The following is a 26,581-nucleotide window of genomic DNA, read 5'->3' as shown; positions in this document are numbered from 1 at the left end:
ATGCATCCCTACAGAACGCCGTAGGATTTATTGATATTTTTTAATCAACGCCAAGAGTTCTTCGCCGAAGGTGTTCGGGTTAAGCATATTTTGTACGCCTAGCACAGAGACGCGACCTTCTTGGACGATTTCATCTTGTAAGTGTTTTGAGCAAACGATGATGTCCACGCCTGATACTTTACCTTTATGGTCGGTCACGGCACAAGAGTCCATTACGTTTGGAATGCCTCGTTTATCAAGGTATTGTTTAACTTTCATTTTCATCATCATTGATGAGCCTTGGCCTGAACCGCACACTGTAAGAATGCGCACTGGTTTTGCATCAACATTTGCAGCAGTTTCCACTTTTTCGACCGCTTGTTCTGTCTCTGCTTGTGCTTGGTCTAAGCCGTAGCCATCTAATTGTTCAAGAGTTAAGCCTTTGGCTTTCGCTTCTGCTTCTTCAGCGCGTAATTGGCGTGAGGCAAAGAACATATAAACTAACGTAAGGGCAATAATCACGAAGAAGAAACCTGGTACACTGATGATACCTTGTATGATTGGTGGGAAGAATAGCGCCCAGTCAGCCATACCCATCCATCCGTTGAAAGTGGTACCTTGGCTGGCAAGTATTTGGATTACCCACGCAGAGCCGAACACTTCAATCATACCCATCACAAAACAGATTTTCATTACTGCTTTCCAGCCACCGAATTGGTTCGCAAATACACCGATGGTAGCGTTTGAGAAGAACATTGGGATAAAGCCTGGGATAATTAAGATTGGTGAGCTAAAGCCAAGTAACACGCCAACCGCAATGAATTGACCGATGGCACCCCACATGAAGCCGAATACCATCGCATTTGGTGAGAATGCGTAAATTGCCGCGCAGTCAATTGCGAGTACTGAGTTTGGAATTAAGCGTTCAGAGATACCTTTGAAAGCTTCAGACAATTCCGCCACGAACATACGCACACCCGTTACGATGATTTGAATCGCTACCGCGAATTTCAAGCCCATTTCAAGGATGTACATAGACCAGTGGGTTTTGCCCGCCATTTGTTGCAAGTTATCTAAACCGAACGAGAGAAGAATGATACCGAAGAAAATGGTCATCACGAGAGCTGTTGCTGAGATACTATCGTGGAAAATGTGTAACCATTTCGGTAATTTCATATGGTCAACAGAGTCGTTTTTATCACCAAGTTTTGGTGCAAGTTTGGTTGCAATCCAAGAAGCGATTTGTTGTTGGTGACCGATTGAGAAACCCGCCCCGCCAGTAACAGCTTGCGTAGCTTTATACATAATGTTAGAAGAGATACCCCAATAGAGCGCCATTAACACCGAGGTATAAATCACCGTTTCCCACATTGATGCACCGATGATCATATAGAACACCGCCACCAAACCCGTTTGTTGGAACATAATGTGTCCTGTCAGCATAATGGTACGAATACCAGTGAATTTTCTGAACACCACTAATAAGATGTTAAGCAACAATGCACCGATTACTGCATACCCCACCCAAGCGTAGCTATCTGCCATGGTTTGAATGGTCGCTTGCATGCTAGTGTATGGGTCAATCACCGCACCAGTTAAGTGGTGGAATTTCGATAAACCTTCAATCACAGGTTTGAAGTTAGTGACTAAGAAACCTGAACCTGCTTGCACAAGCATAAAACCTACAATGGTTTTAATGGTGCCTTTAATAATAGTGGTGGCATCTTTTTTAAGCAGAATATAGCCCAAGCAGGCAACAATACCAAGTAAGAAAGGTGCTTTATTTAACACCTGATCTTTTAAAAAGACCAGAATATCACTAAGCATTTCCATAAAAGAACCTTTTATTTTAAAATCAAATTATGTCAAAAAGACGCTGTTGAGTGAGAGTATCATTCAGCAAAATAGATGTAATGGCTGCATAACAACTACCTTGTTTTGATAAATAAAGATTATTTTTGATTATTTTTAGAGTTGGACACATTTTATTTTTCAAGCGGTAGGATATAAGCGATTTTTTGCAAATGAAGAAAATAAAAAGTCACAATGTTCAATAAACTATTACTTTTATAATAAGATAATTATTAAGTCAATCTGAAGCACGAGCCAGATAAACTTATTTAAAAATAAAAGGTAGTGGTGCAAGCTTTACCACCTTTTTATTTCTCAATATATAACGAACCTTCCTTTTTTTCAAGTCCAAGCAGATAGAATCTCGTTTCGTCTGAATACATTAAAAATGAGAATTAGATCACAAAATCCACAAAAAGCATTTTACAAAATTTTGTGACTATTTATGATTCAAAATGATTGAATTTTTCTGTAATTGAATACAGAGATGAGCACACTATGGCTAACGTTAATGAAATCACTTACGAAAGTTGGATTCTTTCAATCCTATTTGTTAAACACAGTAAAATCACCACCTACACGGTTTCAATGATAGTTTCTAACAAGCGTTAAATATTCAGTTTAAATCAATATTGTAAAAATATTCCTTACCTCAATTCATTCTCTCCGTAAATGGAGGGAGGAAAGTATAGGCAAAAGTAAAGTTACAGTTCATTGATTAAACACCACAACAAAAGGATTGCCAATGAACGAAACCTATAGACACAAACAACTACTTTCGTTACTGGACGAGAAAAAAATACTTTCCACCAACGAAATTATCGATTTATTAGGCGTATCGCCCGCTACTGCTCGTCGCGATATTAGCAAACTACACGAGCAAGGCAAATTACGCAAAGTGCGTAATGGGGCGGAAGCCATTGAAACAGACTTTACCCAATTTTTCTCGAATAAAATCAATAACATCAGCGAGAAACAACGGATTGCCGAAGCCGCAAGTAAATATTGTTTTGATGGTGCAAGCGTAATTTTAACCGCAGGTTCGACGATGCAACTACTCGGCAATCATCTGTGCGGTAAACATTTGCAAATTATCACGAATTTTCTACCGCTTGCGAATTATTTGATTGAACATAATCACGAAAATATTGTGATTATAGGCGGCCAATATAATAAGAATAAACGTGTGACGCTCTCATTAAATAATCAGCACGAAAACAACTATTTTGCAGATGTCATGTTCACCAGCGGGAAAGGTTTTACCCCTGAAGGCTTATATAAAACCGATATGATTTTAGCCAACTCCGAACAGGCTTTCGCTCGCAAGGCACACAAGTTTATCGCGTTAGTCGATAGTGCTAAGCTCGGCAAACAGGTTGGGATGCTGTTTAGCGATTTGAATGAAATTGACTTGCTGATTACAGGCAGAGAGGCGGATCCAGCGATAATTCAAGCCTTAAGAGAGAACGGGCTGGAAGTGGTGTTGGTGTAAGAGGTTGGATTTTAATTTTCTTTTGCAAAGAATTTGCTCCTATACCATTTCACTCAAGAGGCACTCATGAGAAAACACAAACTCGGTATCTACGAAAAAGCCTTGCCAAAAAACATTTCTTGGCAAGACAGACTTTCCATCGCCAAAGCTTGTGGCCTTGATTATCGATTCAACCAAGCCATATAAGCCGCCGTGCCTTCCGCTACAGACTTAAATTCGCCTTTATAGCCAGCTGCACGCAAAGCGGTTAAGTCTGCTTGGGTGAAGGTTTGGTAGCGTGATTTTAAGTGGTCTGGGAACGGAATAGTTTCAATTTCGCCTTTACCGTGGAATTTAATCACCGCTTCCGCAACCGCTTTGAATGATTCCGCTTTGCCTGTGCCAAGGTTGTAAATGCCTGAAATGCCATTTTTCCACGCCCAGATGTTCACTTTCGCCACATCTTCTACATAAACGAAATCGCGTAAAAACTCTTCCGAACCTTCAAAAAGTTTTGGATTTTCGCCTTTCAACATTTGATTGTTGAGGTGAAAAGCCACGCTTGCCATTGAACCTTTGTGCTGTTCGCGTGGACCGTAAACGTTGAAGTATTTGAAACCACATACAGGAGAATCTGCTTCAGGCAAGATTCTGCGAACATATTCATCAAATAAGAACTTTGAGTAGCCATACGCATTTAATGGACCTTCAAATTCACGTTTTTCGATAAAGTTATCTGAACGACCACCGTAGGTTGCCGCACTTGAAGCGTAGAAGAAGGGAATTTGGCGATCTAAACAGAAATGCAACAACTCTTTGGAGTATTCGTAGTTGTTGTGCATTAAGTATTTGCCGTCCCATTCGGTAGTAGCTGAACAAGCTCCTTCATGGAATACCGCATCAATGTCACCAAAATCGTCGCCCGCGATAATTGAGGCGATGAAATCTTCTTTATCGCAATAATCTGCGATATCTAAATCCACTAAATTGATGAATTTTTCCCCGTTTTTGAGGTTGTCCACCACTAAAATATCTTTTCGTCCGATTTCATTTAGGGCTTTGACGATGTTGCTGCCAATCATACCAAAGCCGCCTGTTACGATAATCATAGGTTTTCCTTATGCTGATTAAAATTGCAGATATTATCGGTGGAACAAGGCGGATTTGCAAATTTTTGCTGAAAATTGACCGCTTGAAACTGAAAAAAGTAAAATGAAAACGTATTAATCTCTCATTTTTATCTTTTATTTTATGGCTAAAGATCCTTTTGAAGAATATATCTGACACATTGATGCCAGAAAAAAGAGAAGAGTGTCTATGGCTGAGCACAATTGGTTTTTGCAAGATGTTGATGGATTAAAGCCTTCGAAATCTTAACTTTTTAGTGCCGAAAAAAACCACCTAAATGGTGGTTTTTATTTACGCCTAAAATTTCAACAGCAGAACGGTTAAAATTTGTTGCTGATTTGCTTTCCATTTTCGACTTATCCTTCGACAAGCTTAGGAATTGTCTCAAAAAACTTACTTCGCTCTCGCAATTTGCTTTTTCAGCTTTTGCATTTTTTCTTTAATACGTTGGCGTTTGAGGGCGGAAATGTGATCCACGAACAGCACACCGTTGAGGTGGTCGATTTCGTGCTGGATACAAATCGCAAACAAGCCATCTGCCTCGTAAATCATCTCTTCACCTTGACGGTTTAACGCTTTGACTTTCACTTTTTCTTTGCGTCGCACTAACGCACGATGCCCTGGAATAGACAAACAGCCTTCCTCGATGCCCGTTTCGCCTTCGCTTTCCAAAATTTCTGGGTTGATTAACACCACTTGGTTGGTTTTATCGCCTTCAATGTCAATGGTAATTACACGATTTAACACGCCTACTTGCGGTGCGGCAAGCCCGATACCTTCGTGTTCGTACATCGTCTCAAACATATCGTCGATAAATTGGTTTAATTCTGCATCGACTTTTGTCACGGGTTCGCACACCGTTGCAAGTCGCTCGTCTGGATATAAAACAACCTCTAATACTGCCATTTTTGTGATCTCGCTCGAAAATTTTAAAAGATTTAGTTGGCTATTTTAGCCTTTTTCTTATGATTAGGGAAATTTTCCCTTTTTTCTAGGCTTTATTTCGGAATGCGTGTAGTTTCTCTGCTCAAATTATTGCAAGTGCCACAAATTGGTGCACAAAAAATCGCCCGTTTGTTGGCGGAAATCGACTTTGACCAATTTTGCCAATTCGACAAACAGCAACTTCGCCAAATCGGTTGGAACGAAAAGCAAATTCAACGTTGGTTTCAACCCGATCAGACGTGGATTCACGCCGCATTAGCGTGGGCGGAACAAGAAGGCAACCGCATTCTGACCCTGTTTGATGCCGATTATCCTTTTTTGCTGCGCCAAATTAGCACCGCGCCGCCTGTGCTATTCGTGAAAGGTTCGGTGGAGAGCTTGAGTTTACCGCAAATTGCGATGGTGGGCAGCCGCGATTTTTCCCATTATGGAGAATACTGGGCGGGCTATTTTGCCTCGGAATTAGTCAAAAATGGCTTGGCGGTGACAAGTGGGCTGGCAATTGGCATTGATGGATTTTGTCATCAACGTGCGGTGGCGGAAAATGGCATCACGATTGCCGTGTTAGGTTCTGGTTTGGCACAAATTTACCCTGCTCGCCACAAAAAATTAGCCGAACAAATTATCGACATAGGCGGGGCATTGGTTTCGGAATTTTTTCCTAACCAGCCACCGATTGCCGAGAATTTTCCACGAAGAAATCGAATTATTAGCGGGCTTTCGCTAGGCACGCTGGTGGTGGAAGCAACCATCAACAGTGGCTCGTTGATTACCGCCCGCTATGCTTTAGAACAAGGGCGAGAGGTGTTTGCCTTGCCGAATGCGGCACAAAATCCTTATTCTGCAGGCTGTCATAAGCTGATTAAAGAAGGTGCGTTACTCACAGAAAGCATCGAGGATATTTTGCAAGCGGTGCAATATCAGCTGCAAAAAGAACCTGTGCAAGCCGAACTGTTTGAGCATGAAACGCAAGCGGTAGATTCCGCCCCACGTTTTGCAAAGTCAGCTGCTGTGCCAGTTGCAAAGACTTTGCCAGAAATGACCGCTTGTCAGCAGCAGATTTTCGAACAGATTAGCCTTGAGCCGATAGCGATTGATGATATTGCCAAGGCGGTGGAGATGGAGGTATCGATGTTGTTGGTTGAACTCTTAAACTTGGAATTGTTGGGAGTGGTCAAGTCGGTAAACGGCGGTTATGTGCGTGCTTGATATTTTCAGAAAGCATACATATTTTTTGCAAAATATCGTGTTAAAAATTAAGAAAAATGCTACAATCTCTCGCTTGAAAAATTAGACGTCTATTTTCTACACAAATTTTAGGGTTCATATGGCTACTGAGAAAAAAACAAAAGCTCCTGAACAGATTGAAAAATCAGGGGTAAAAAGCAAGGGCTTAAATACGACATTATGGATTGTGGCGATTGTGCTTTTAGCGGTGGCGGCGATTGGTAATACTTATCTTGCCTCACACTTTGCACTGGTTGTTCGCCTGTTATTATTAGTGGTGTTAGTGATTGGTGCAGTTGCAGTTGCAGCAATGACTAACCAAGGTCAAAAAGCGATTGGTTTTGCGAAAGAATCACGCACCGAATTACGCAAAATTATTTGGCCAACTCGCCCAGAGGCAACGCAAACTACGCTTATCGTGATCGCAATGTGTATCGTGGTTTCCCTCGTATTATGGGGCTTTGATACTATTATTGTGGCATTAATTAATTTCATTACTAATCTATAAGGCTAAGCAAAATGAGTGAAGTAGAAACAACAACAGAAGTAAGTAAAAAACGTTGGTATGTACTCCAAGCATTTTCAGGATTTGAAAATCGTGTTGCGGTAACCTTACGTGAATACATTAAATTACACAAAATGGAAGAACAGTTTGGTGAAGTGTTAGTGCCAACTGAAGAAATTATCGAAAATGTAGGTGGCAAACGCCGTAAAACGGAACGTAAATTCTTCCCTGGTTATGTATTAGTGGAAATGGAAATGAACGATTACACTTGGCAGTTAGTTCGTAGCGTGCCACGTGTGATGGGTTTTATTGGCGGTACCGCAGATAAACCAGCACCAATTTCAAGAAAAGAAGCAGACCGCATTCTTAACCGAGTACAAGAAACGGCAGAAAAACCACGTCATCGTAACGAATACTTCCCAGGCGAAAGCGTACGTGTTACGGAAGGTCCATTCGCAGACTTTACTGGTACAGTGGAAGAAGTAGATTACGAAAAAGGACGTATTAAAGTGTCTGTATCAATCTTCGGTCGTGCAACCCCTGTTGAGCTTGAATTTAACCAAGTTGAGAAACAACACGGGTAATAGATTATTTAGCGGTGGGAATTTATTAGAAATTTGTAAAAAGCGAAAACCGCTTGAAAAACGATCATAATTTCGGTAAAATTTACCGTCAATTACGAGCCATTTTATATGGCTCGTATTTTTGTGTAGCACATCGTGCTTTTTATCATAGGGGAGCAAGTTAAACTTGCGTTATCACCCACTTAGAGGAAACTTAAAAATGGCAAAAAAAGTCCAAGCATACGTTAAGTTGCAAGTTGCAGCGGGTATGGCTAACCCATCACCACCAGTTGGTCCTGCATTAGGTCAACAAGGTGTGAACATCATGGAATTCTGTAAAGCATTCAACGCTCGTACTGAGAGCTTAGAAAAAGGTTTACCAATTCCTGTTGTTATCACAGTTTACGCTGACCGTTCATTCACTTTCGTTACTAAAACTCCACCAGCAGCAGTATTATTGAAAAAAGCAGCTGGCATCAAATCTGGTTCTGGTAAACCGAACAAAGATAAAGTGGGTAAAGTAACTTTAGAGCAAATCCGTCAAATCGCTGAAACTAAAGCAGCAGATATGACTGGTGCGACTATCGAAACGAAAATGAAATCAATCGCTGGTACTGCTCGTTCAATGGGCTTAGTGGTGGAGGAATAATACGATGGCTAAATTGACCAAAAAAATGAAAGCAATCCAAGCTGGCGTAGATTCTACTAAAGCGTACGAAATCAACGAAGCAATCGCAGTATTAAAACAATTCGCGACAGCTAAATTCGTAGAAAGCGTTGATGTTGCAGTAAACCTAGGTATCGATCCTCGTAAATCAGATCAAAACGTACGTGGTGCAACTGTGTTACCACATGGTACTGGTCGTACAGCACGCGTTGCAGTGTTCACACAAGGTGCGAACGCAGAAGCAGCGAAAGCAGCAGGTGCAGATTTAGTGGGTATGGAAGACCTTGCAGAGCAAGTGAAAAAAGGCGAAATGAACTTTGACGTTGTTATCGCTTCACCAGATGCAATGCGTGTTGTAGGTCAATTAGGTCAAGTATTAGGCCCACGTGGCTTAATGCCAAACCCAAAAGTAGGTACTGTAACTCCAAACGTTGCTGAAGCAGTTAAAAACGCGAAATCTGGTCAGATTCGCTACCGCAACGACAAAAACGGTATCATCCACACTACAATCGGTAAAGCGAACTTCTCTGAAGAGCAATTAAAAGAAAACCTTCAAGCATTATTGGCTGCTTTAACTAAAGCAAAACCAACGACAGCAAAAGGTGTGTTCATCAAGAAAGTAAGCATCTCTACTACAATGGGTGCTGGTGTTGCTGTTGATCAAGCTTCATTATAATTGCTAGTTTAAATCACTAGTTTGATTTTAGAAAACCGTATGGGAGAAATCCTGTACGGTTTTTTGTTTTTGACTTCTTCAAGCGGTTAAAAAATTCTCAAAATTGGTAAGAAGTTTGATCCTAAATAAATAGTTTGAGTTTGATCACAAATTTTATGAGAAGTTTATGTTAAACTTGCTCCGTTTTTATTTGTAACTAGATAGAGGTATCTATGGATTTTTTGATGAACTTAGGGGAAGGAACGCAGTTTGCAATTCAACTTGTAATTGTGTTGATCTGTTTGTTCTACGGGGCGAAAAAAGGTGGTATTGCACTAGGGATGCTCGGTGGGATTGGTTTAATCGTGTTGGTGTTTGGTTTTGGTATTGAACCAGGTAAACCAGCGATTGATGTAATGCTCACTATTCTTGCTGTGGTGGTAACTTCTGCAACCTTACAAGCCAGTGGTGGTTTGGATGTGATGTTGCAAATTGCGGAAAAATTACTGCGTAAAAACCCTAAATACGTGAGTATTTTTGCCCCGTTTGTGACTTGTACATTAACCATTCTTTGCGGTACAGGGCACGTGGTTTATACTATGTTGCCAATTATTTACGACATCGCGATTAAAAACGATATTCGTCCAGAGCGTCCGATGGCGGCAAGTTCTATCGCATCTCAATTGGGGATTATTGCTTCGCCTGTGTCTGTGGCGGTAGTTACTTTAACTGCGTTCTTAGTGAACTCTAAAACTCCGCTTGCAGGCTTTGATGGTTACTTAGATTTATTAAAAATCACCGTGCCTTCAACTTTATGTGGGGTGTTAGCGATTGGTATTTTCAGCTGGTTCCGTGGTAAAGATTTAGATAAAGACCCAGAATTCCAAGCGAAAATTAAAGATCCAGAATTCAAAAAATATGTGTATGGCGACAGTGCTTCACTTTTAGATAAAAAATTACCGCAATCTAGCTGGAATGCGATGTGGATTTTCTTCGGAGCGATTTTTGTGGTGGCACTTTTAGGTTACTTCAAAGATTTACGTCCATCATTCGAAAAAAGCTCACCTGCTCAAATTGTGGAAGTAATGGTGGATAATAAAGCGGTGCAAACCATTAACGTGAAAGAGGGCAAAATTGTTGCTCAAGCGAAAGATGGTGCGGTATTGCTTGATGTGAAAGATAACAAAGCCAGCACGAAAACCACTTTTGATAACGTTCAGATTTTGGATGCTAAAGGCAATGTGACGCAAACTGTGGTGTCTGAAGAGGGCAAAGTGGTGATTACTGCAGGCGAGAAAGTCGAATCTATCGATAATGCGATGATTGTGTTGAAAGATACAGTGAAGAAAAAAACACCACTTGGTATGGTTCACGTGATTCAAATCTTTATGTTGCTTGCAGGTGCGTTGATTGTGATTTTCACAAAAACTGATGCCGGTAAAATCAGTAAAAATGAGATTTTCCGTTCAGGTATGATTGCCCTTGTTGCGGTGTTTGGTATCTCTTGGATGGCGGAAACGATGTTTGCGGTGCATACGCCAATGATGAAATCTGCATTAGGTGATATCGTACGTGCTCATCCTTGGACTTATGCGGTAATGTTGTTATTGATTTCTAAATTTGTAAACTCGCAAGCAGCGGCGTTGGTGGCGTTTGTTCCACTTGCGTTAAATATAGGCGTTGAACCTGGTGTTATTTTAGCGTTTGCGAGTGCGTGTTACGGCTATTATATTTTACCTACTTATCCAAGTGACTTAGCAGCAATTCAATTCGACCGTTCAGGCACAACACATATCGGTAAATTTGTGATTAACCATAGCTTTATATTGCCAGGGTTAATCGGGGTATTTACCGCTTGTGTATTTGGTTACCTTTTTGCAGGTATTTATGGTTATCTATAAATAGATAAGCATTTTCATACGCCACGTGAAATCCAGCGTGGCGTTTTTTGATGTTCTTGTGATCATTTTTTAGATTATTGCTTTACAAATAAACAAGGGCAGTCTATAATTCTGCTCTCATTTTGCACGGGAATCGTGTGAAAACTGATGGTGCTTGCCTCATCAAGCCCCATCGAAGACTGTAGGAGTGCTTAGCACTTAATTATCCTACATAGATGGTGAACAGACAGAATTTCTCTGCTTCTGGACACCTTAGGCTCAAGAAGAAACGCGTAAGCGGTAAAATTTTTGAGGTTTTTTGTAATTCTGACTATGAAAATAGCAGAGTGTATCAGGAGCTAAAACCAATGGCATTAAATCTTCAAGACAAACAAGCAATTGTTGCTGAAGTAAATGAAGCTGCCAAAGGTGCCCTTTCAGCTGTTGTTGCGGATTCTCGTGGCGTAACAGTTGAGAAAATGACTGAGTTACGTAAAAATGCACGTGAAGCAGGTGTAACTATGCGCGTAGTACGTAATACTTTATTACGTCGTGCGGTAGAAGGCACTGAATTCGAATGCTTAAAAGATGCGTTTACTGGTCCAACTCTTATTGCTTTCTCTAACGAACACCCAGGTGCAGCAGCACGTTTGTTCACTGAGTTTGCAAAAGCAAACAAAGAGTTCGAAATTAAAGGTGCAGCCTTTGAAGGTAAAACACAAGATGTTGAATTCTTAGCAACATTACCAACTTACGAAGAAGCAATTGCACGTTTAATGGGCACAATGAAAGAAGCTGCGGCAGGCAAACTTGCTCGCACTCTTGCGGCATTACGCGACAAATTACAAGCAGAAGCGGCTTAATTTTCCGCCGTTTTCTCAAATCGTTTAACTTATTTACTTTAGGAATTGATTGTTATGTCATTAACTAACGAACAAATCATTGAAGCTATCGCTTCTAAATCAGTATCAGAAATCGTTGAATTAATCGCAGCGATGGAAGAAAAATTTGGTGTTTCAGCAGCGGCAGCAGTAGCAGCAGCTCCAGCAGCAGGTGCAGCAGCGGCAGAAGAAAAAACTGAATTCGACGTAGTTCTTACTAACGCAGGTGCAAACAAAGTTGCTGTAATCAAAGCAGTACGTGGTGCAACTGGTTTAGGCTTAAAAGAAGCTAAAGACTTAGTAGAATCTGCTCCAGCTAACTTAAAAGAAGGTATCTCTAAAGCAGAAGCTGAAGCTCTTAAAAAAGAATTAGAAGAAGCTGGTGCACAAGTAGAAATCAAATAATTTTGATTTTAACTTTTAACCTATCTTCAGGTTCAAGAGAAAGCCAATGGTTATGCCGTTGGCTTTTTCTTTTCATATGTTGTAAAGCTAGCGTGATCAAATTTCCAACGCATTATTTTCTTTCAATGAGTAAATAAAGTTGTGTTAGCTATATAAAATATGTATAATTGGCAAGCTATCTTTTTGGGAAAAGATAGTGTCGTCCCGAAAGGGTGTTTTTTTTATTTAACGGAGCACTAATATGATCCAAGAACAGACTATGCTGGATGTTGCTGATAACTCAGGGGCTCGTAGCGTAATGTGTATCAAGGTTCTAGGTGGATCGCACCGTCGTTACGCTGCTATTGGCGATATCATCAAAGTTACTGTAAAAGAAGCAATTCCACGCGGTAAAGTGAAAAAAGGTGATGTGTTAAAAGCAGTTGTTGTGCGCACCAAGAAGGGTGTTCGTCGCCCAGATGGCTCAGTTATTCGTTTCGATGGCAATGCTTGTGTAATTTTAAACAATAACACTGAGCAACCAATCGGTACTCGTATTTTTGGACCTGTGACTCGTGAACTTCGTTCTGAGAAATTCATGAAGATCATTTCTTTAGCTCCAGAAGTACTGTAAGGGGAATGTAATGGCTGCTAAAATCCGTCAAAATGATGAAGTAATTGTTCTTGCTGGTAAAGACAAGGGCAAACGTGGTAAGGTAACTCGAGTGTTACCAAACGGTAAAGTTGTTGTTGAAGGTATCAACATCATCACTAAACACGAAAAACCAGTTCCCGCTTTAGGTAAAGTTGGTGGTTTAGTGAAAAAAGAAGCTGCAATCGATGGTTCAAACGTTGCAATCTTCAACCCGAAAACAAACAAAGCTGACCGTGTAGGTTTTAGATTCGAAGATGGTAAAAAAGTACGTTTCTTCAAATCTAATAATGAAATTATTTAATTAAAACTGGAGTAATGCGATGGCGAAACTGCATGATTACTACAGAGATACAGTAGTGAATGAATTAAAAGCAAAATTCAACTACTCATCTGTCATGCAAGTCCCACGAATCGAAAAGATTACCCTGAATATGGGTGTGGGTGAAGCATTGACCGACAAAAAACTTTTAGATAACGCAGTAGCAGATCTAACAGCAATCAGCGGTCAAAAACCTTTAATTACTAAAGCTCGTAAATCAGTTGCTGGCTTTAAAATCCGTCAGGGATATCCAATCGGATGTAAAGTAACTCTTCGCGGTGAACGCATGTGGGAGTTCTTTGAAAGATTGATTTCTATCGCTGTTCCACGTATCCGTGACTTCCGCGGTTTAAGTGCGAAGTCTTTTGACGGTCGTGGTAATTACAGTATGGGTGTTCGTGAACAAATCATTTTCCCAGAAATCGACTACGATAAAGTAGATCGTGTACGTGGTTTAGATATTACAATCACTACAACTGCGAAAAATGACGAAGAAGGTCAGGCTTTATTAGCGGCTTTCAATTTCCCATTCCGTAAATAAGGTAGGTTATCGTGGCAAAACAATCAATGATTGCACGTGATGTTAAACGTGCGAAATTAGCTGATAAATTCTACGCTAAACGTGAAGAATTAAAGAAAATCATCTCTGATGTAAATTCTTCAGACGAAGAACGTTGGGCAGCAGTGTTAAAATTACAAACACTTCCACGCGATTCTAGTCCAATCCGTCAGCGTAACCGTTGCCGCCAAACTGGTCGTCCACACGGTGTACTTCGTAAGTTTGGTTTAAGCCGTATTAAGGTTCGTGAAGCTGCTATGCGCGGTGAAATTCCTGGCCTTAAGAAAGCAAGCTGGTAATAACCTCTTTTAATTTGGAATCATGGGAGTAAATACATGAGCATGCAAGATCCAATCGCAGATATGCTGACCCGTATTCGTAACGGTCAAGCTGCGAATAAAGTTGCAATCAGTATGCCTTCATCTAAGTTAAAAGTTGCTATTGCAAGCGTTTTAGCTGAAGAAGGTTATGTTGAGAGCTTCAAAGTTGTTGAAGGTTCAAAACCTGAGTTGGAAATCATTTTAAAGTATTTCCAAAACAAACCAGTAGTAGAAAGTATCCAACGCGTAAGCCGTCCTGGTCTTCGTATTTACAAACGTAAAGACGAATTACCAAAAGTAATGGGTGGTTTAGGTATTGCAGTTGTTTCTACATCGAAAGGTGTTATGACCGACCGTGCTGCACGTCAAGCAGGTCTCGGCGGTGAAATCATCTGTTACGTAGCATAATAGAGAGGTAGGAAAAATGTCTCGTGTTGCAAAAGCACCTGTTAATGTTCCTGCCGGTGTTCAAGTTACTTTGAACGGTCAGCTATTAACAGTTAAAGGTAAAAACGGCGAGTTATCTCGCGAAATTCATAATGCAGTTGAAGTAAAATACGAAGCTGATACATTAACATTCGCACCACGCGAAGGCCTTGCAGGTGCAGATGCACAAGCAGGTACAGCTCGTGCATTAGTTAATGCTATGGTTATCGGTGTTACTGAAGGCTTTACGAAGAAATTGCAATTAGTTGGTGTTGGTTACAGAGCTCAAATGAAAGGTAACGTAGTTGCTTTAAGTTTAGGTTTCTCACACCCAATTGAACATGCGTTGCCAGCAGGTGTAACTGGTGAATGTCCATCACAAACAGAGATCATTCTCAAAAGTGCGGATAAACAGTTAATTGGCCAAGTGGCAGCAGACATTCGTGCATATCGCCGTCCAGAGCCTTATAAAGGCAAAGGTGTACGTTACGCTGATGAAGTTGTACGTACTAAAGAAGCGAAGAAAAAGTAAAGTAAGGTAACACTATGGATAAGAAAGTAGCTCGTATCCGTCGTGCAACCCGTGCACGTCATTTAATGAGAGAGCAAGGTGCAACACGTTTAGTTGTGCATCGCACACCTCGCCATATTTATGCGCAGGTAATTGCACCTAATGGCTCAGAAGTTTTAGCAGCAGCTTCAACTGTTGAAAAAGAAATTAAAGAGCAAGTTAAATACACTGGTAATAAAGACGCAGCTGCAGTAGTTGGTAAATTAGTTGCAGAACGTGCTTTAGCTAAAGGTGTTCAAGCGGTTGCATTTGATCGTTCAGGTTTCAAATACCACGGTCGTGTGCAAGCATTAGCAGACGCTGCTCGTGAAGCTGGTCTACAGTTCTAATAGAGGAATTTGAGATGTCAAACATCGAAAAACAAGCTGGTGAACTGCAAGAGAAGCTAATCGCGGTTAACCGTGTATCAAAAACCGTTAAAGGTGGTCGTATCATGAGTTTCACTGCTTTAACAGTAGTGGGCGATGGTAATGGTCGTGTAGGTTTTGGTTACGGTAAAGCTCGTGAAGTTCCAGCAGCGATCCAAAAGGCGATGGAAAAAGCTCGTCGCAATATGATCAATGTAGCTTTAAACGAAGGTACATTACAACATCCTGTTAAAGGTTCACATACAGGTTCACGTGTATTCATGCAACCAGCAAGCGAAGGTACTGGTATCATCGCTGGTGGTGCAATGCGTGCAGTGTTAGAAGTGGCAGGTGTTCGTAACGTTCTTTCTAAAGCATATGGTTCAACTAACCCAATTAACGTTGTTCGTGCAACAATTGATGCACTTGAGAACATGAAATCACCTGAAATGGTTGCTGCAAAACGTGGCAAAACAGTTGAAGAAATTTTGGGGTAATTGAATATGGCAAAAATTAAAGTAACTCAAACTCGTAGCTCTATCGCTCGTTTACCGAAACATAAAGCAACGTTAAAAGGCTTAGGTCTTCGTCATATTCGTCACACCGTAGAACTTGAAGATACTCCAGCAGTACGCGGTATGATCAATCAAGTTTACTATATGGTTAAAGTGGAGGAGTAATAGAATGCGTTTAAATACTCTTTCTCCAGCTGAAGGTGCTAAGCACAGTGCTAAACGTTTAGGTCGTGGTATTGGTTCTGGTTTAGGTAAAACTGGTGGCCGTGGTCATAAAGGTCAAAAATCTCGTACAGGCGGCGGTGTTCGTCGTGGTTTTGAGGGTGGTCAAATGCCTTTATACCGTCGTTTACCAAAATTTGGTTTTACTTCATTAAAATCATTCCGCGTTGCTGAAATTCGTTTAAACGACTTAGCGAAAGTAGATGGCGAAGTTGTAACTTTAGAAGCGTTAAAAGCGGCTAACGTAATCACTAAAGATATTTTATCTGCAAAAGTAATCTTGGCAGGTAAAATTGAAAAAGCGGTTAAAGTTAAAGGTTTAGGCGTAACTAAAGGTGCTAAAGCTGCTATCGAAGCTGCTGGTGGTTCTATCGAGGAATAATAAATGGCAAAGCAACCAGGGTACCAAGGTAGTACACAAAAAGGAACCGGCGAGCTTAAATCAAGATTATTATTTGTTTTAGGTGCGTTAATTGTATTCCGTATCGGTTCTTTTATACCTGTTCCTGGCATTGATGCTTCTGTTTTATCCGAGTTAGTTCGACAACAACAAGGCACCATCATTGATATGTTTAATATGTTCTCTGGTGGTGCATTAAGCAGAGCTTCTATATTTGCACTAGGTATTATGCCTTACATCTCTGCGTCAATTATTATCCAATTATTGACAGCAATTCACCCACCTTTAGCTGAATTGAAAAAAGAAGGCGAAGCTGGGCGTCGTAAAATTAGCAAATATACACGCTATGCAACTTTGTTATTAGCATTTATTCAGTCTATTGGTATCTCAATTGCCCTTCCTAATATGTTGTCAGGATTAGTACCTAATCCGAACATGTTATTCTATATCACTGCCGTAATTAGTTTAGTAACAGGAACAATGTTCTTAATGTGGTTAGGTGAGCAAATTACAGAGCGTGGTATCGGTAATGGTATTTCTTTAATTATCTTTGCAGGTATCGTTGCAGGTCTTCCAGCAACAATCGGTCAAACAATTGAAGAAGCGAGACAAGGTGAGATTTCATTCCTTGTTTTACTACTAATAGCAATTATCGCATTTGCAGTAACATATTTCGTTGTCTTTGTTGAACGTGGACAAAGAAGAATTGTGGTAAACTATGCAAGTCGCCAACAAGGTAGAATGATGGCACCTGCAAGATCATCTCATTTACCGTTAAAAGTAAATATGGCAGGTGTAATTCCTGCAATCTTTGCCTCTAGTATCATTTTATTCCCTGCAAGCATTACGCAGTGGTTTGGTCAAAGTAGCGAAGGTTTTGAATGGTTATTTGATTTATCTCAATTACTACAGCCAGGACAGCCGTTATACATCGTATTATTTACGATGGCTGTGATTTTCTTTGCTTTCTTTTATACAGGAATGCAGTATAATCCACGAGATACAGCGGATAATCTTAAGAAATCAGGTGCGTTTGTACCAGGTTATAGACCAGGCGAACAAACATCGCGTTATATTGATAGAGTAATGACACGTTTAACCTTAATCGGTGCGTTGTATATTACCTTTGTTTGTTTGGTTCCTTATATCATTACATCATTATGGAAAGTGCCATTCCAATTAGGCGGTACTTCATTATTAATTGTAGTGGTAGTTATTATGGATTTCATCGCACAGGTTCAAAGTCATATGATGTCTTTACAATATGACTCTGTGTTGAAGAAAGCCAATTTGAAAGGCTTAGGGCAATAGCCCTTAAAAAAGGATAAGCAATGAAAGTTCGTGCTTCAGTTAAAAGAATGTGCCGTAACTGTAAAGTTGTTAAACGTGAAGGTGTTGTTCGCGTAATTTGTAGCGATCCTAAACACAAACAACGTCAAGGTTAATCGTATATTTCTTGCAAAGAACCCGCTGAGTAGGTATACTGCTCAGCTCATTCGTCCTGATATGCTGTTTGAGTATCCTGAAACGGGCTTTTCAAGATCAGCATATCAATAAACTTTAAATAATAGGAGTGCATAGTGGCCCGTATTGCAGGCATTAACATTCCTGATCAAAAACACACTGTAATCGCATTAACTGCAATTTACGGTATCGGTAAAACTCGTGCTAAAGCTATCTGTGCTGCGGCGGGTATTGCTGAAGATGTAAAGATCAGAGAATTGTCTGAAGAGCAGATTGAAAAACTGCGTGAAGAAGTTGGTAAATTTACTGTCGAAGGTGATTTACGTCGTGAAGTAACTTTAAGCATCAAACGTCTTTTAGACCTAGGTTGCTACCGTGGTTTACGTCATCGTCGTAGTTTACCAGTACGTGGTCAACGTACTAAGACTAATGCGCGTACTCGTAAGGGTCCACGCAAACCGATCAAAAAATAATCGGAGTAGATAATAATGGCTAAAACACCAGTTCGCGCACGTAAGCGCGTTAAAAAACAGATTGCAGATGGCGTAGCTCATATCCACGCATCTTTCAATAACACAATCGTAACCATTACTGACCGTCAAGGTAATGCATTAGCATGGGCTACTGCAGGTGGTTCAGGTTTCCGTGGTTCTCGTAAATCAACTCCATTCGCTGCTCAAGTTGCTGCAGAGCGTTGTGCAGAAATGGTTAAAGAATTTGGTTTAAAGAATTTGGAAGTTATGGTTAAAGGTCCGGGTCCAGGTCGTGAATCAACAATCCGTGCATTAAATGCAGCAGGTTTCCGTATCACGAACATTACAGATGTGACTCCGATTCCTCATAACGGTTGTCGTCCACCGAAAAAACGTCGCGTATAATTGACGTTAGAATAATTGGAGAAAGAAAATGGCAAGATATTTGGGTCCTAAGCTCAAGCTAAGCCGTCGTGAAGGTACTGATTTATTCTTAAAATCAGGCGTTCGTGCGATTGAATCAAAATGTAGAAATAGACTTGATGTAGCACCAGGTCAACACGGTGCTCGTAAGCCACGTTTATCTGACTATGGTAGTCAGTTACGTGAAAAACAAAAAGTTCGCCGCATCTATGGTATCTTAGAGCGTCAATTCCGTAACTATTACAAAGAAGCTAACCGCTTAAAAGGTAATACGGGTGAGAACTTATTAGTATTATTAGAAGGTCGTTTAGATAACGTAGTTTACCGTATGGGTTTTGCGGCTACTCGTGCTGAAGCACGCCAATTAGTAAGCCACAAATCTATCGTAGTAAACGGTCGTGTAGTAAATATTCCTTCATTCCAAGTTTCTGTTGATGATGTAGTTGCTGTTCGTGAAAAATCTAAAAAACAAGCACGTATTAAAGCATCATTAGAATTAGCTACTCAACGTGAAAAACCAACTTGGTTAGAAGTTGATGCAACTAAAATGGAAGGTGTATTTAAACGTACCCCTGAACGCTCTGATTTATCAGCAGACATCAATGAACATCTGATCGTTGAGCTTTACTCTAAATAATAGTTAATTTATTTAACATATATTATTTAATTATTAGTAAGCTTATAAACAAAGAGAGGATAAAATGCAGGGTTCTGTGACAGAATTTTTAAAGCCGCACTTAGTGAATATTGAACAAATTAGTTTAACTCACGCAAAAGTGACCCTAGAGCCGTTAGAACGTGGTTTTGGCCATACATTAGGTAACGCACTCCGTCGCATTTTACTTTCGTCAATGCCAGGTTGTGCCGTCACTGAAGTTGAAATTGATGGTGTATTGCATGAATACAGCAGCAAGGAAGGCGTACAAGAAGATATTCTTGAAGTATTGTTAAACCTTAAAGGTCTAGCGGTAAAAGTGCAAAACAAAGATGATATTGTTTTGACACTGACTAAATCTGGAATTGGCCCTGTGACTGCAGGCGACATTACACATGATGGTGATGTTGAAATTGTAAATCCTAACCACGTTATCTGTCATTTGACAGATAAAAATGCGACCATCAATATGCGTATTCGCGTACAACGTGGTCGTGGTTATGTACCAGCATCAGCTCGTGTACATACTCAAGACGATGATCGTCCTATCGGTCGTTTACTTGTAGATGCACGTTTCAGCCCAATTGATCGCATTGCTTATAATGTAGAAGCGGCTCGTGTTGAACAACGTACAGACTTAGATAAACTCGTTATTGAGATGGAAACAAATGGCACAATCGATCCAGAAGAAGCCATTCGTCGTGCTGCAACGATTTTAGCTGAACAGTTAGACGCATTTGTTGATTTACGTGATGTTCGTCAACCAGAAGTGAAAGAAGAGAAACCAGAGTTTGATCCGATTTTACTCCGTCCAGTTGATGATCTTGAATTAACAGTTCGTTCTGCTAACTGTTTGAAAGCAGAGACAATTCACTATATCGGTGATTTAGTACAACGTACAGAAGTTGAGTTATTAAAAACGCCTAATCTTGGTAAGAAATCACTTACAGAGATTAAAGATGTTCTTGCTTCTCGTGGCTTATCACTGGGTATGCGCCTTGAAAATTGGCCACCAGCAAGCATTGCTGAAGACTAATTTCGGGTCAATAGATTTTCTAAGAAGGAATAGGTTATGCGCCATCGTAAGAGTGGACGTCAATTAAACCGTAACAGCAGCCATCGCCAAGCGATGTTCCGTAATATGGCAAGTTCTTTAGTTGAACACGAAATCATCAAAACAACATTGCCTAAAGCTAAAGAGTTACGTCGTGTAGTTGAACCATTAATTACTTTAGCAAAAGAAGACAGCGTTGCAAACCGTCGTTTAGCTTTTGCTCGTACACGCAACATCGAAACAGTTGCTAAATTATTCAATGAATTAGGTCCACGTTTTGCACAACGTGCGGGTGGTTATACTCGCATCTTAAAATGTGGTTTCCGTGCAGGCGACAATGCTCCAATGGCATACATTGAGCTTGTAGATCGTCCTGAAGTTTCAGCTGAAGCTACAGAATAATTTAAACTCAGATTGAGTTAGCTTTTAGAGGTTGATTTTGGTATTCCAGAATCAACCTTTTTTTATGGTTTTTATTGATATAGGGATGCATAACAAGACTTGAGCTTGCTTTTTTGATGTAGCTTATTTTGCTTCAATCGAGAGGGGTATCGTAGTTAGAGAATAGCAATAGACAAAATTGTTGGTAAGAGAATGCTAGAGTTTTATAGTAAAAGAACCTAAGCCACATTTTTGCAATGTGAATAAAAAAATTCCCTTATTGTTTAAATACAGAAATTTAAAAGAATGGTAGGAAAAATCATCTTCAACGATATTTCTGTATCACCCATCATAAAATGTTTTTCTTTAGGCAATAATTAGATTTAATAAGAACTTAGATTAGTTGCACTTCTGGAAATACGCTTATCAATCACTTCCATAAATCTTAATGTTTAATCTAGGCGATACAAGATATGTTGGCAAAGTCTTTTTAAATAGTATTGACGCTTATCATTAATTAATACTGCTTTTTTATCTGTTATTTTTGTGTTTTAGTAATGCTTTGTTCTATTAGGGATGTCTACTACAAACCTATCTATATTCAATAACAAGCAATGGTAAAAATGAACAGATACAGATGGAGCAATTTTATATAGATGCTATGGGATGGAAATTAAGTAAAAAACCACCGCTTGTTTCACAACAAGCGGTGGTTTTACTAGGATGTTTTACTAATTAGATTAGCCAGCTACAGCAATACGTTTCATATCTGTCATATAACCACGTAATTCCTGGCCGATTAACTCAACAGGGTGGTTGCGGATTGCATCGTTGATGTCGCGTAAGTACACGTTATCAATTTCAACCGCTGGAGTTGGCTCGCCTAAGTCACCTTTTTGTAAGGTTGGAATTAATTGCTCTGCAAGAATTGGGGTTGCTACGTTTGCGAATAAGTAGTTACCGTATTCTGCGGTGTCTGAAATTACCACGTTCATTTCATATAAACGTTTACGCGCGATAGTGTTGGCGATTAACGGTAATTCGTGTAATGACTCATAGTATGCAGATTCTTCGTAGATGCCGCTTGCTACCATTGCATCGAACGCCATTTCTACGCCTGCTTTCACCATTGCAACCATCACTACACCGTTATCGAAGTATTCTTGTTCAGAAATTTTGATACCGTCTGCTTTTGGTGCGTTTTCGAATGCAGTTTTGCCTGTGGCTTCACGCCATGCGAATAAATCTTTGTCGCCGTTCGCCCAGTCTGCCATCATTGTTGCAGAGAAGTGACCACTGATGATGTCATCCATATGTTTTAAGTATAAGAAGTTTAATTGTTCTTTAATTTCTTCTGCTAATTCAAAGGCACGGATTTTCGCACTGTTTGATAAGCGATCCATCATTAGCGTAATACCGCCTTGTTTTAACGCTTCAGTGATGGTTTCCCAACCGTATTGGATTAATTTGCCTGCGTATGCTGGGTCTTTACCGTCTGCCACTAATTTGTCGTAGCACACGATTGAACCTGCTTGTAACATACCGCAAAGAATCGTTTGCTCACCCATTAAGTCAGATTTTACTTCTGCTACGAATGAAGATTCTAACACACCCGCACGGTCGCCACCTGTTGCTGATGCCCACGCTTTCGCGATTGCCATACCTTCGCCTTTCGGGTCATTTTCAGGGTGAACTGCGATTAATGTCGGCACACCGAAACCACGTTTGTACTCTTCACGCACTTCAGTACCTGGACATTTTGGTGCTACCATCACTACAGTGATGTCTTTACGGATCTCTTCGCCCACTTCAACAATGTTGAAACCGTGTGAATAACCGAATGCCGCACCTTGTTTCATCAGTGGAACAACATCAGCCACCACTTTAGAGTGTTGTTTGTCTGGGGTTAAGTTAACCACTAAATCTGCAGTTGGAATTAACTCTTCGTAAGTGCCAACTTTGAAACCGTTTTCGGTTGCACGTTGGAATGATGCACGTTTTTCTGCAATCGCTTCAGCGCGTAATGCGTAAGCGATATCTAAGCCAGAATCACGCATATTTAAACCTTGGTTTAAACCTTGAGCTCCGCAACCCACGATCACGATTTTTTTACCTTTTAATACTTCGCAACCCTCTGCGAATTCGCTGCGATCCATAAAACGGCAGCGACCCAATTGGTCTAATTTTTGACGTAAATTTAATGTGTTGAAATAGTTATTAGCCATGTTTGCATTCCTTCTTTGAAATGGGTTTGTTTAAGTTGGAGGCAGTATAGTTCAATCAATTGGTTGCGTAAATTGATATTATTGCGATTTTATATTGCGTTTTTTGCAATATTGGCTTTCGTCACAAAGGATTAAATGAATGCTCCACGCAAGCAATTTTAGATGTATTTGCACAATATCCTGAAATCGAGCAAGTAATTATTTATGGCTCTCGCGTAAAAGGAAATTACCGTGAAGGTTTTGATATTGATTTCACGTTAAAAGGGCAAGCGTTAAACCAAGAAAAACTATATCGTATTCAAGATGCTTTAGGCGCAGCTCATACGCCTATTTATTTGATGTGTCAATTTACGATAAGCTTTCAAATCCCGCTTTAATCGAGGAATGGGGAAGGGGTTTTACCAAAAATAAAGTGTGGTTTGTAACCACACTTTTTGTTATCACTATTTCACTTCCGGAAACAACATCTTAATCACATTCTTGGTCAATCTTCTGGATTTACCTTGATAAGGGAAGATGTGCATCATCATCATTGGGTTGAAGTTGGCTTCAATCACGCCCCACGAGCTAAGCGACGGCTCGGCAGGTTTAGTGAGATCAGGAATAATTAAATCCACTCCACACACTTTTGCACCCATGGCGTGGGCGATGCCTACGGCAAGTTGTTTGTAGCTTTCGTGCATTTGGTCGGTCATATCAATAGAGTCGCCGCCCGTGCTGATGTTGGAATTGGCACGTAGCTGCACAATTTTACCGCTTGCAGGCACGCTCTCTGGCGTTAAACCTTGCTCTTTGAGCTGTAATAATTCAATATCGCCCAAGGCTATTTTTTTCAGTGGCGAACGGGATCCATCGCCTCGCAGTGGATCGGTATTTTTCGCTGCCACTAATTCACGCACTGTTTGCACTCCGTCGCCCACAACATTCGCAGGCACGCGGAGTAATACCGCCAAGGTTTCATCACCTAGCACGAAGAAACGATATTCTGTGCCAGCCAAATAATCTTCCACCATCACTTCTTTATCTTCGCGGAAAGCAATTTCAATCGCTTTAGCGAAATCTTCGCGGTTGGTTACGCCTTGTTGGAAAATCGTAATGCCTAAGCCGTAGTTGGTCGATTTCGGCTTAATCACCACCGATCTGCCTTCAAACAACGGATAGTGTGCCACTGCTTGTTCCACACTGGTAAATTCCACACTTTTTGGCACGTTAAAGTCTGCTTTCGCTAACACTTTTTTAGTCACCACTTTGTTTTCCATAATCAGCGGCGAGATGTATTGGTCGTGGCTGGTCATATTACCATTTTTGACGTATTCGAGATGATCGCCAAATTTAAGGGCAAGGAACTGATCGTTTTCGTCCAGAATTTCGGTGTTGATACCTTGTTGAATCAAATCGAATAGCAACGCTTGGGTGGAAAGCTCCATATTGTCGAATGCAGAAAGCGCATAAAAACGCTCAAAAGCTTGGGCTTTATATTGTTGTGCTAGCTTCGCTCCTAAGGCTTTATAACTGCCAGCTTGTTCAATCGCTTTGAGTAATTTGCCGTTTACCGTTTGGCTCGGATCAGCAAGCTGTGCCAATTTTTCTTCTGCAGTTTTGACCGCACTTTCGTCTGCATTGATGGTTTTCAACATCTTGATAATTTGATGTAACACTGCTTCGCCTTCTGCTTGGAACGTCGTTGGTTCACGCGGATCTTCAAGGGCAACTTGATACAAACGCTGTTTGCCAAGTTCCACCGCTTTTTGACCGCTTGTTTCATCCAGCCAAAGCATTCCAAGCAAGAAGCTGTGGATAAATTTCGCATCTGCCAAGCTAATGCCATACGGCTCCAGCGGATTTAAATCGAAAAGACGAAATTCTGCATATTGCACGCCTTTTTCTAGCAATTCGCGAGCTTTTTTAGCTCCACGCAAACGCACGTTGGAATAGAACTCTTTTTCCGCAATCAGGCGACCCGCTTTCACTTGTTCTTCTAAGGTTTCCACATAGCTTTCAAGGCTGTCGTGGTTCACCACCACATCAGGCGAATTAACATAACCGTAAGGGCTAGAGCGTAGACTTCGCACCAATTGCTCCGCTGCAAGCGGTGAATTTTCAACACCATTTCGCGAAAAATAATTCGCTTCCACCATTGGCGTTGCCGCAAGCAGATAAACCAAAATCCATTGATAACGCAGGAAGTTGTTCGCCAATTTCATATATAAGGCGTTTTGGAAATCTTTGAGTTCCGTATACTCATTTTGTAAGCTGAACACTGCTTTCACAAATTCAGGCGAAAGCTGGAAGTTGTAATGAATACCGCTCACCATCTGCTTATATTTGCCATAATTTTTCGAGAGATGTTCGCGATATTTTACGTCTTCTACATTATCGAGCTGGGCTTCTTGAATCGCACTTTCAGGTGGCAAGCCTGCTGGCATACTAAACGGAAAAATGAATTCATTTTCAGGCAAAGAACGTAAAACAACTTCGTGAATCGCAGAAAGCCAACGCAGGCTGTCTTCAAGCTTGCCATTTGGTGGGGTAATCAGCTCAAGCTGGCTTTCTGCAAAATCGGTTTGAATATAGGGGTGGTAGGAACGATTGCCAAACGCCGCAGGGTGAGGCGTGGTGACGATATTGCCATTTTTATCAATACGTTGGCTCTCCTTTTCTAAGCCAAAATTGCCTTGTTGGAAAAGTAAGCCGAGTTGGTGTTGTTTAATGAGAGATTGTAATTTCATTTGATATCCTTTTAAGAGGAAAATTGGAACTATCATATCATAGAAAACCCAAGTAAATGAGTAGGTTTTATAAGGAAATGGAAGTGAATAGAATTTTGGGTTATATCAAGGTTTTGTATGTTTTTACATAGTATAATTTACAAACTAATTTCTTCGTTTTAACTTCTGCCAAATCTCCCCGTCCCCTCTTTGCTAAAGAAGGGGTATTCTCTAAAAGTTTAATTTTTATGACGTCTTTCTTATTTGAGAATAATTTGCATTGAAATAGTTGAGTAAAAGTGTCAGAATTAGGACATCTAATTCAAAACACAAAAGGAGACTTGTTATGAAAAAAGTGTTATTAGCCTCATTACTCAGCTTTGGTATTGCCTCTATTGCACAAGCAGATATTGGTGTAGTAAAAGATGGCTTCGGTAAAATTATGCAAACGGAACAGTTTACCGTGGTGAAAAAAGCCTTGAAGAAAGGAGAGCAACTAAAACGTCATAACCACGAAGGCGATAGTGTGATTTTTACCGTACTAAGCGGAAAAATGAATGTGGTATTGAATGACAATGAAAAACATGAAATCAACGTAGGGCAAGTGCTTAACTTTGATGGAAAATACTTTATTCAAGGCGAAGCGGCAGAAGACTCAGTCATTATGGTGACATTAGTTGAGGTAGATGATGCCCCACATGAGCATCATCACGATCACAAACACTAAT

The 26,581-nt window shown here is 40.5% G+C and carries 33 protein-coding genes and 1 pseudogene; 29 read left to right on the top strand and 5 right to left on the bottom strand.

Going from position 1 to position 26,581, the window contains the following annotated elements:
• Nucleotides 1-27 precede the first annotated feature (27 nt).
• Nucleotides 28-1,812 carry a PTS ascorbate-specific subunit IIBC gene (locus DPV92_RS08115; protein ID WP_111354426.1) on the bottom strand — a complete coding sequence of 595 codons (1,785 nt, stop codon included), beginning with the start codon at nucleotides 1,810-1,812 and terminating at the stop codon, nucleotides 28-30.
• Between the two features lie 763 nt (nucleotides 1,813-2,575).
• Here DPV92_RS08115 and ulaR point away from each other — a divergent pair.
• Nucleotides 2,576-3,322, top strand: a complete 747-nt coding sequence (gene ulaR / locus DPV92_RS08110; RefSeq protein WP_111354425.1) for an HTH-type transcriptional regulator UlaR — start codon at nucleotides 2,576-2,578, stop codon at nucleotides 3,320-3,322.
• 66 nt (nucleotides 3,323-3,388) lie between these two features.
• Nucleotides 3,389-3,487: pseudogene (locus DPV92_RS08105) on the top strand (L-ribulose-5-phosphate 3-epimerase); the annotation flags it as partial.
• Here DPV92_RS08105 and rfaD read toward each other — a convergent pair.
• Entirely contained in the window at nucleotides 3,484-4,410 is a 927-nt protein-coding gene (rfaD, locus tag DPV92_RS08100) for an ADP-glyceromanno-heptose 6-epimerase (RefSeq protein WP_111354424.1), read from the bottom strand. The pseudogene DPV92_RS08105 and the gene rfaD overlap by 4 nt on opposite strands.
• Nucleotides 4,411-4,822: 412 nt before the next feature.
• The gene (gene def / locus DPV92_RS08095) at nucleotides 4,823-5,335 is read right to left on the bottom strand and encodes a peptide deformylase (RefSeq protein WP_111354423.1); all 513 of its coding nucleotides are present in this window, start codon (nucleotides 5,333-5,335) and stop codon (nucleotides 4,823-4,825) included.
• A gap of 102 nt (nucleotides 5,336-5,437) precedes the next feature.
• Here def and dprA point away from each other — a divergent pair, with 102 nt between their 5' ends.
• The 25 genes from dprA (at nucleotide 5,438) to rplQ (ending at nucleotide 20,941) form a co-directional block, all read left to right on the top strand.
• A complete protein-coding gene (gene dprA, locus DPV92_RS08090) occupies nucleotides 5,438-6,583 on the top strand; it encodes a DNA-processing protein DprA (RefSeq protein ID WP_111354422.1) in 1,146 nt (381 codons plus the stop codon).
• A gap of 118 nt (nucleotides 6,584-6,701) precedes the next feature.
• Nucleotides 6,702-7,109: a preprotein translocase subunit SecE gene (gene secE / locus DPV92_RS08085; RefSeq protein WP_111354421.1), complete on the top strand. Its 408-nt coding sequence runs from the start codon at nucleotides 6,702-6,704 to the stop codon at nucleotides 7,107-7,109.
• An 11-nt stretch (nucleotides 7,110-7,120) separates the two neighbouring features.
• Nucleotides 7,121-7,690: a transcription termination/antitermination protein NusG gene (gene nusG, locus DPV92_RS08080; RefSeq protein WP_111354420.1), complete on the top strand. Its 570-nt coding sequence runs from the start codon at nucleotides 7,121-7,123 to the stop codon at nucleotides 7,688-7,690.
• 199 nt (nucleotides 7,691-7,889) lie between these two features.
• Entirely contained in the window at nucleotides 7,890-8,318 is a 429-nt protein-coding gene (gene rplK, locus DPV92_RS08075) for a 50S ribosomal protein L11 (RefSeq protein WP_111354419.1), read from the top strand.
• 4 nt (nucleotides 8,319-8,322) lie between these two features.
• Nucleotides 8,323-9,012, top strand: coding sequence for a 50S ribosomal protein L1 (gene rplA, locus DPV92_RS08070; RefSeq protein ID WP_111354418.1), 690 nt, complete (start codon nucleotides 8,323-8,325; stop codon nucleotides 9,010-9,012).
• Between the two features lie 212 nt (nucleotides 9,013-9,224).
• Entirely contained in the window at nucleotides 9,225-10,892 is a 1,668-nt protein-coding gene (locus DPV92_RS08065; protein ID WP_111354417.1) for an anaerobic C4-dicarboxylate transporter, read from the top strand.
• Between the two features lie 347 nt (nucleotides 10,893-11,239).
• Nucleotides 11,240-11,734 (top strand): 50S ribosomal protein L10, encoded by a 495-nt coding sequence (gene rplJ / locus DPV92_RS08060; RefSeq protein WP_005705978.1) that lies wholly within the window; start codon nucleotides 11,240-11,242, stop codon nucleotides 11,732-11,734.
• A gap of 54 nt (nucleotides 11,735-11,788) precedes the next feature.
• Nucleotides 11,789-12,157, top strand: coding sequence for a 50S ribosomal protein L7/L12 (gene rplL / locus DPV92_RS08055; RefSeq protein WP_111354416.1), 369 nt, complete (start codon nucleotides 11,789-11,791; stop codon nucleotides 12,155-12,157).
• Nucleotides 12,158-12,398: 241 nt separating this feature from the next.
• Nucleotides 12,399-12,770 carry a 50S ribosomal protein L14 gene (rplN, locus tag DPV92_RS08050; RefSeq protein ID WP_005619403.1) on the top strand — a complete coding sequence of 124 codons (372 nt, stop codon included), beginning with the start codon at nucleotides 12,399-12,401 and terminating at the stop codon, nucleotides 12,768-12,770.
• A 10-nt stretch (nucleotides 12,771-12,780) separates the two neighbouring features.
• Nucleotides 12,781-13,092 (top strand): 50S ribosomal protein L24, encoded by a 312-nt coding sequence (gene rplX, locus DPV92_RS08045; protein ID WP_111354415.1) that lies wholly within the window; start codon nucleotides 12,781-12,783, stop codon nucleotides 13,090-13,092.
• 19 nt (nucleotides 13,093-13,111) lie between these two features.
• Nucleotides 13,112-13,651, top strand: coding sequence for a 50S ribosomal protein L5 (gene rplE, locus DPV92_RS08040; RefSeq protein ID WP_005708082.1), 540 nt, complete (start codon nucleotides 13,112-13,114; stop codon nucleotides 13,649-13,651).
• A gap of 11 nt (nucleotides 13,652-13,662) precedes the next feature.
• Nucleotides 13,663-13,968, top strand: a complete 306-nt coding sequence (rpsN, locus tag DPV92_RS08035; protein WP_111354414.1) for a 30S ribosomal protein S14 — start codon at nucleotides 13,663-13,665, stop codon at nucleotides 13,966-13,968.
• A 36-nt stretch (nucleotides 13,969-14,004) separates the two neighbouring features.
• Nucleotides 14,005-14,397, top strand: a complete 393-nt coding sequence (gene rpsH, locus DPV92_RS08030; RefSeq protein WP_111354413.1) for a 30S ribosomal protein S8 — start codon at nucleotides 14,005-14,007, stop codon at nucleotides 14,395-14,397.
• Between the two features lie 16 nt (nucleotides 14,398-14,413).
• Nucleotides 14,414-14,947, top strand: a complete 534-nt coding sequence (gene rplF / locus DPV92_RS08025; protein ID WP_111354412.1) for a 50S ribosomal protein L6 — start codon at nucleotides 14,414-14,416, stop codon at nucleotides 14,945-14,947.
• Between the two features lie 14 nt (nucleotides 14,948-14,961).
• The gene (gene rplR, locus DPV92_RS08020) at nucleotides 14,962-15,315 is read left to right on the top strand and encodes a 50S ribosomal protein L18 (RefSeq protein ID WP_005706001.1); all 354 of its coding nucleotides are present in this window, start codon (nucleotides 14,962-14,964) and stop codon (nucleotides 15,313-15,315) included.
• Nucleotides 15,316-15,329: 14 nt separating this feature from the next.
• Complete coding sequence (gene rpsE / locus DPV92_RS08015; RefSeq protein ID WP_005705945.1) at nucleotides 15,330-15,830, top strand: 30S ribosomal protein S5; 501 nt, start codon at nucleotides 15,330-15,332, stop codon at nucleotides 15,828-15,830.
• 6 nt (nucleotides 15,831-15,836) lie between these two features.
• Entirely contained in the window at nucleotides 15,837-16,013 is a 177-nt protein-coding gene (gene rpmD / locus DPV92_RS08010; RefSeq protein ID WP_005705941.1) for a 50S ribosomal protein L30, read from the top strand.
• 4 nt (nucleotides 16,014-16,017) lie between these two features.
• Nucleotides 16,018-16,452: a 50S ribosomal protein L15 gene (gene rplO, locus DPV92_RS08005; protein WP_040217561.1), complete on the top strand. Its 435-nt coding sequence runs from the start codon at nucleotides 16,018-16,020 to the stop codon at nucleotides 16,450-16,452.
• 3 nt (nucleotides 16,453-16,455) lie between these two features.
• Nucleotides 16,456-17,781 carry a preprotein translocase subunit SecY gene (secY, locus tag DPV92_RS08000; protein WP_005705999.1) on the top strand — a complete coding sequence of 442 codons (1,326 nt, stop codon included), beginning with the start codon at nucleotides 16,456-16,458 and terminating at the stop codon, nucleotides 17,779-17,781.
• A 20-nt stretch (nucleotides 17,782-17,801) separates the two neighbouring features.
• A complete protein-coding gene (gene rpmJ / locus DPV92_RS07995; protein WP_005705974.1) occupies nucleotides 17,802-17,915 on the top strand; it encodes a 50S ribosomal protein L36 in 114 nt (37 codons plus the stop codon).
• Nucleotides 17,916-18,050: 135 nt separating this feature from the next.
• On the top strand, nucleotides 18,051-18,407 hold the full coding sequence (gene rpsM / locus DPV92_RS07990) for a 30S ribosomal protein S13 (RefSeq protein ID WP_005705966.1): 357 nt from the start codon (nucleotides 18,051-18,053) through the stop codon (nucleotides 18,405-18,407).
• Nucleotides 18,408-18,422: 15 nt separating this feature from the next.
• On the top strand, nucleotides 18,423-18,812 hold the full coding sequence (gene rpsK, locus DPV92_RS07985; RefSeq protein ID WP_005705959.1) for a 30S ribosomal protein S11: 390 nt from the start codon (nucleotides 18,423-18,425) through the stop codon (nucleotides 18,810-18,812).
• Nucleotides 18,813-18,840: 28 nt separating this feature from the next.
• Nucleotides 18,841-19,467: a 30S ribosomal protein S4 gene (gene rpsD, locus DPV92_RS07980; RefSeq protein ID WP_005705947.1), complete on the top strand. Its 627-nt coding sequence runs from the start codon at nucleotides 18,841-18,843 to the stop codon at nucleotides 19,465-19,467.
• A gap of 64 nt (nucleotides 19,468-19,531) precedes the next feature.
• Entirely contained in the window at nucleotides 19,532-20,521 is a 990-nt protein-coding gene (locus DPV92_RS07975) for a DNA-directed RNA polymerase subunit alpha (protein ID WP_005708109.1), read from the top strand.
• A gap of 36 nt (nucleotides 20,522-20,557) precedes the next feature.
• On the top strand, nucleotides 20,558-20,941 hold the full coding sequence (gene rplQ / locus DPV92_RS07970; protein WP_111354411.1) for a 50S ribosomal protein L17: 384 nt from the start codon (nucleotides 20,558-20,560) through the stop codon (nucleotides 20,939-20,941).
• A gap of 719 nt (nucleotides 20,942-21,660) precedes the next feature.
• On the opposite strand, the gene ilvC is transcribed toward rplQ, so the two are convergent.
• Nucleotides 21,661-23,145, bottom strand: a complete 1,485-nt coding sequence (gene ilvC / locus DPV92_RS07965) for a ketol-acid reductoisomerase (protein ID WP_111354410.1) — start codon at nucleotides 23,143-23,145, stop codon at nucleotides 21,661-21,663.
• Nucleotides 23,146-23,216: 71 nt separating this feature from the next.
• Between ilvC and DPV92_RS10010 the strand changes: the two genes are divergently transcribed.
• Nucleotides 23,217-23,522: a nucleotidyltransferase domain-containing protein gene (locus tag DPV92_RS10010; protein WP_318655608.1), complete on the top strand. Its 306-nt coding sequence runs from the start codon at nucleotides 23,217-23,219 to the stop codon at nucleotides 23,520-23,522.
• A 66-nt stretch (nucleotides 23,523-23,588) separates the two neighbouring features.
• On the opposite strand, the gene gshAB is transcribed toward DPV92_RS10010, so the two are convergent.
• Nucleotides 23,589-25,874: a bifunctional glutamate--cysteine ligase GshA/glutathione synthetase GshB gene (gene gshAB, locus DPV92_RS07955; RefSeq protein WP_111354409.1), complete on the bottom strand. Its 2,286-nt coding sequence runs from the start codon at nucleotides 25,872-25,874 to the stop codon at nucleotides 23,589-23,591.
• Between the two features lie 325 nt (nucleotides 25,875-26,199).
• Between gshAB and DPV92_RS07950 the strand changes: the two genes are divergently transcribed.
• Entirely contained in the window at nucleotides 26,200-26,580 is a 381-nt protein-coding gene (locus DPV92_RS07950; protein WP_040218818.1) for a cupin domain-containing protein, read from the top strand.
• Nucleotide 26,581: the final 1 nt, after the last annotated feature.

The organism is Pseudohaemophilus paraphrohaemolyticus (genome assembly GCF_003253115.1).
GTDB classification, from domain to species: Bacteria; Pseudomonadota; Gammaproteobacteria; order Enterobacterales; family Pasteurellaceae; genus Haemophilus_A; species Haemophilus_A paraphrohaemolyticus_A.
The sequence above is the reverse complement of the archived record's forward strand: the minus strand, read 5'-3'. Positions and strand labels throughout refer to the sequence as shown.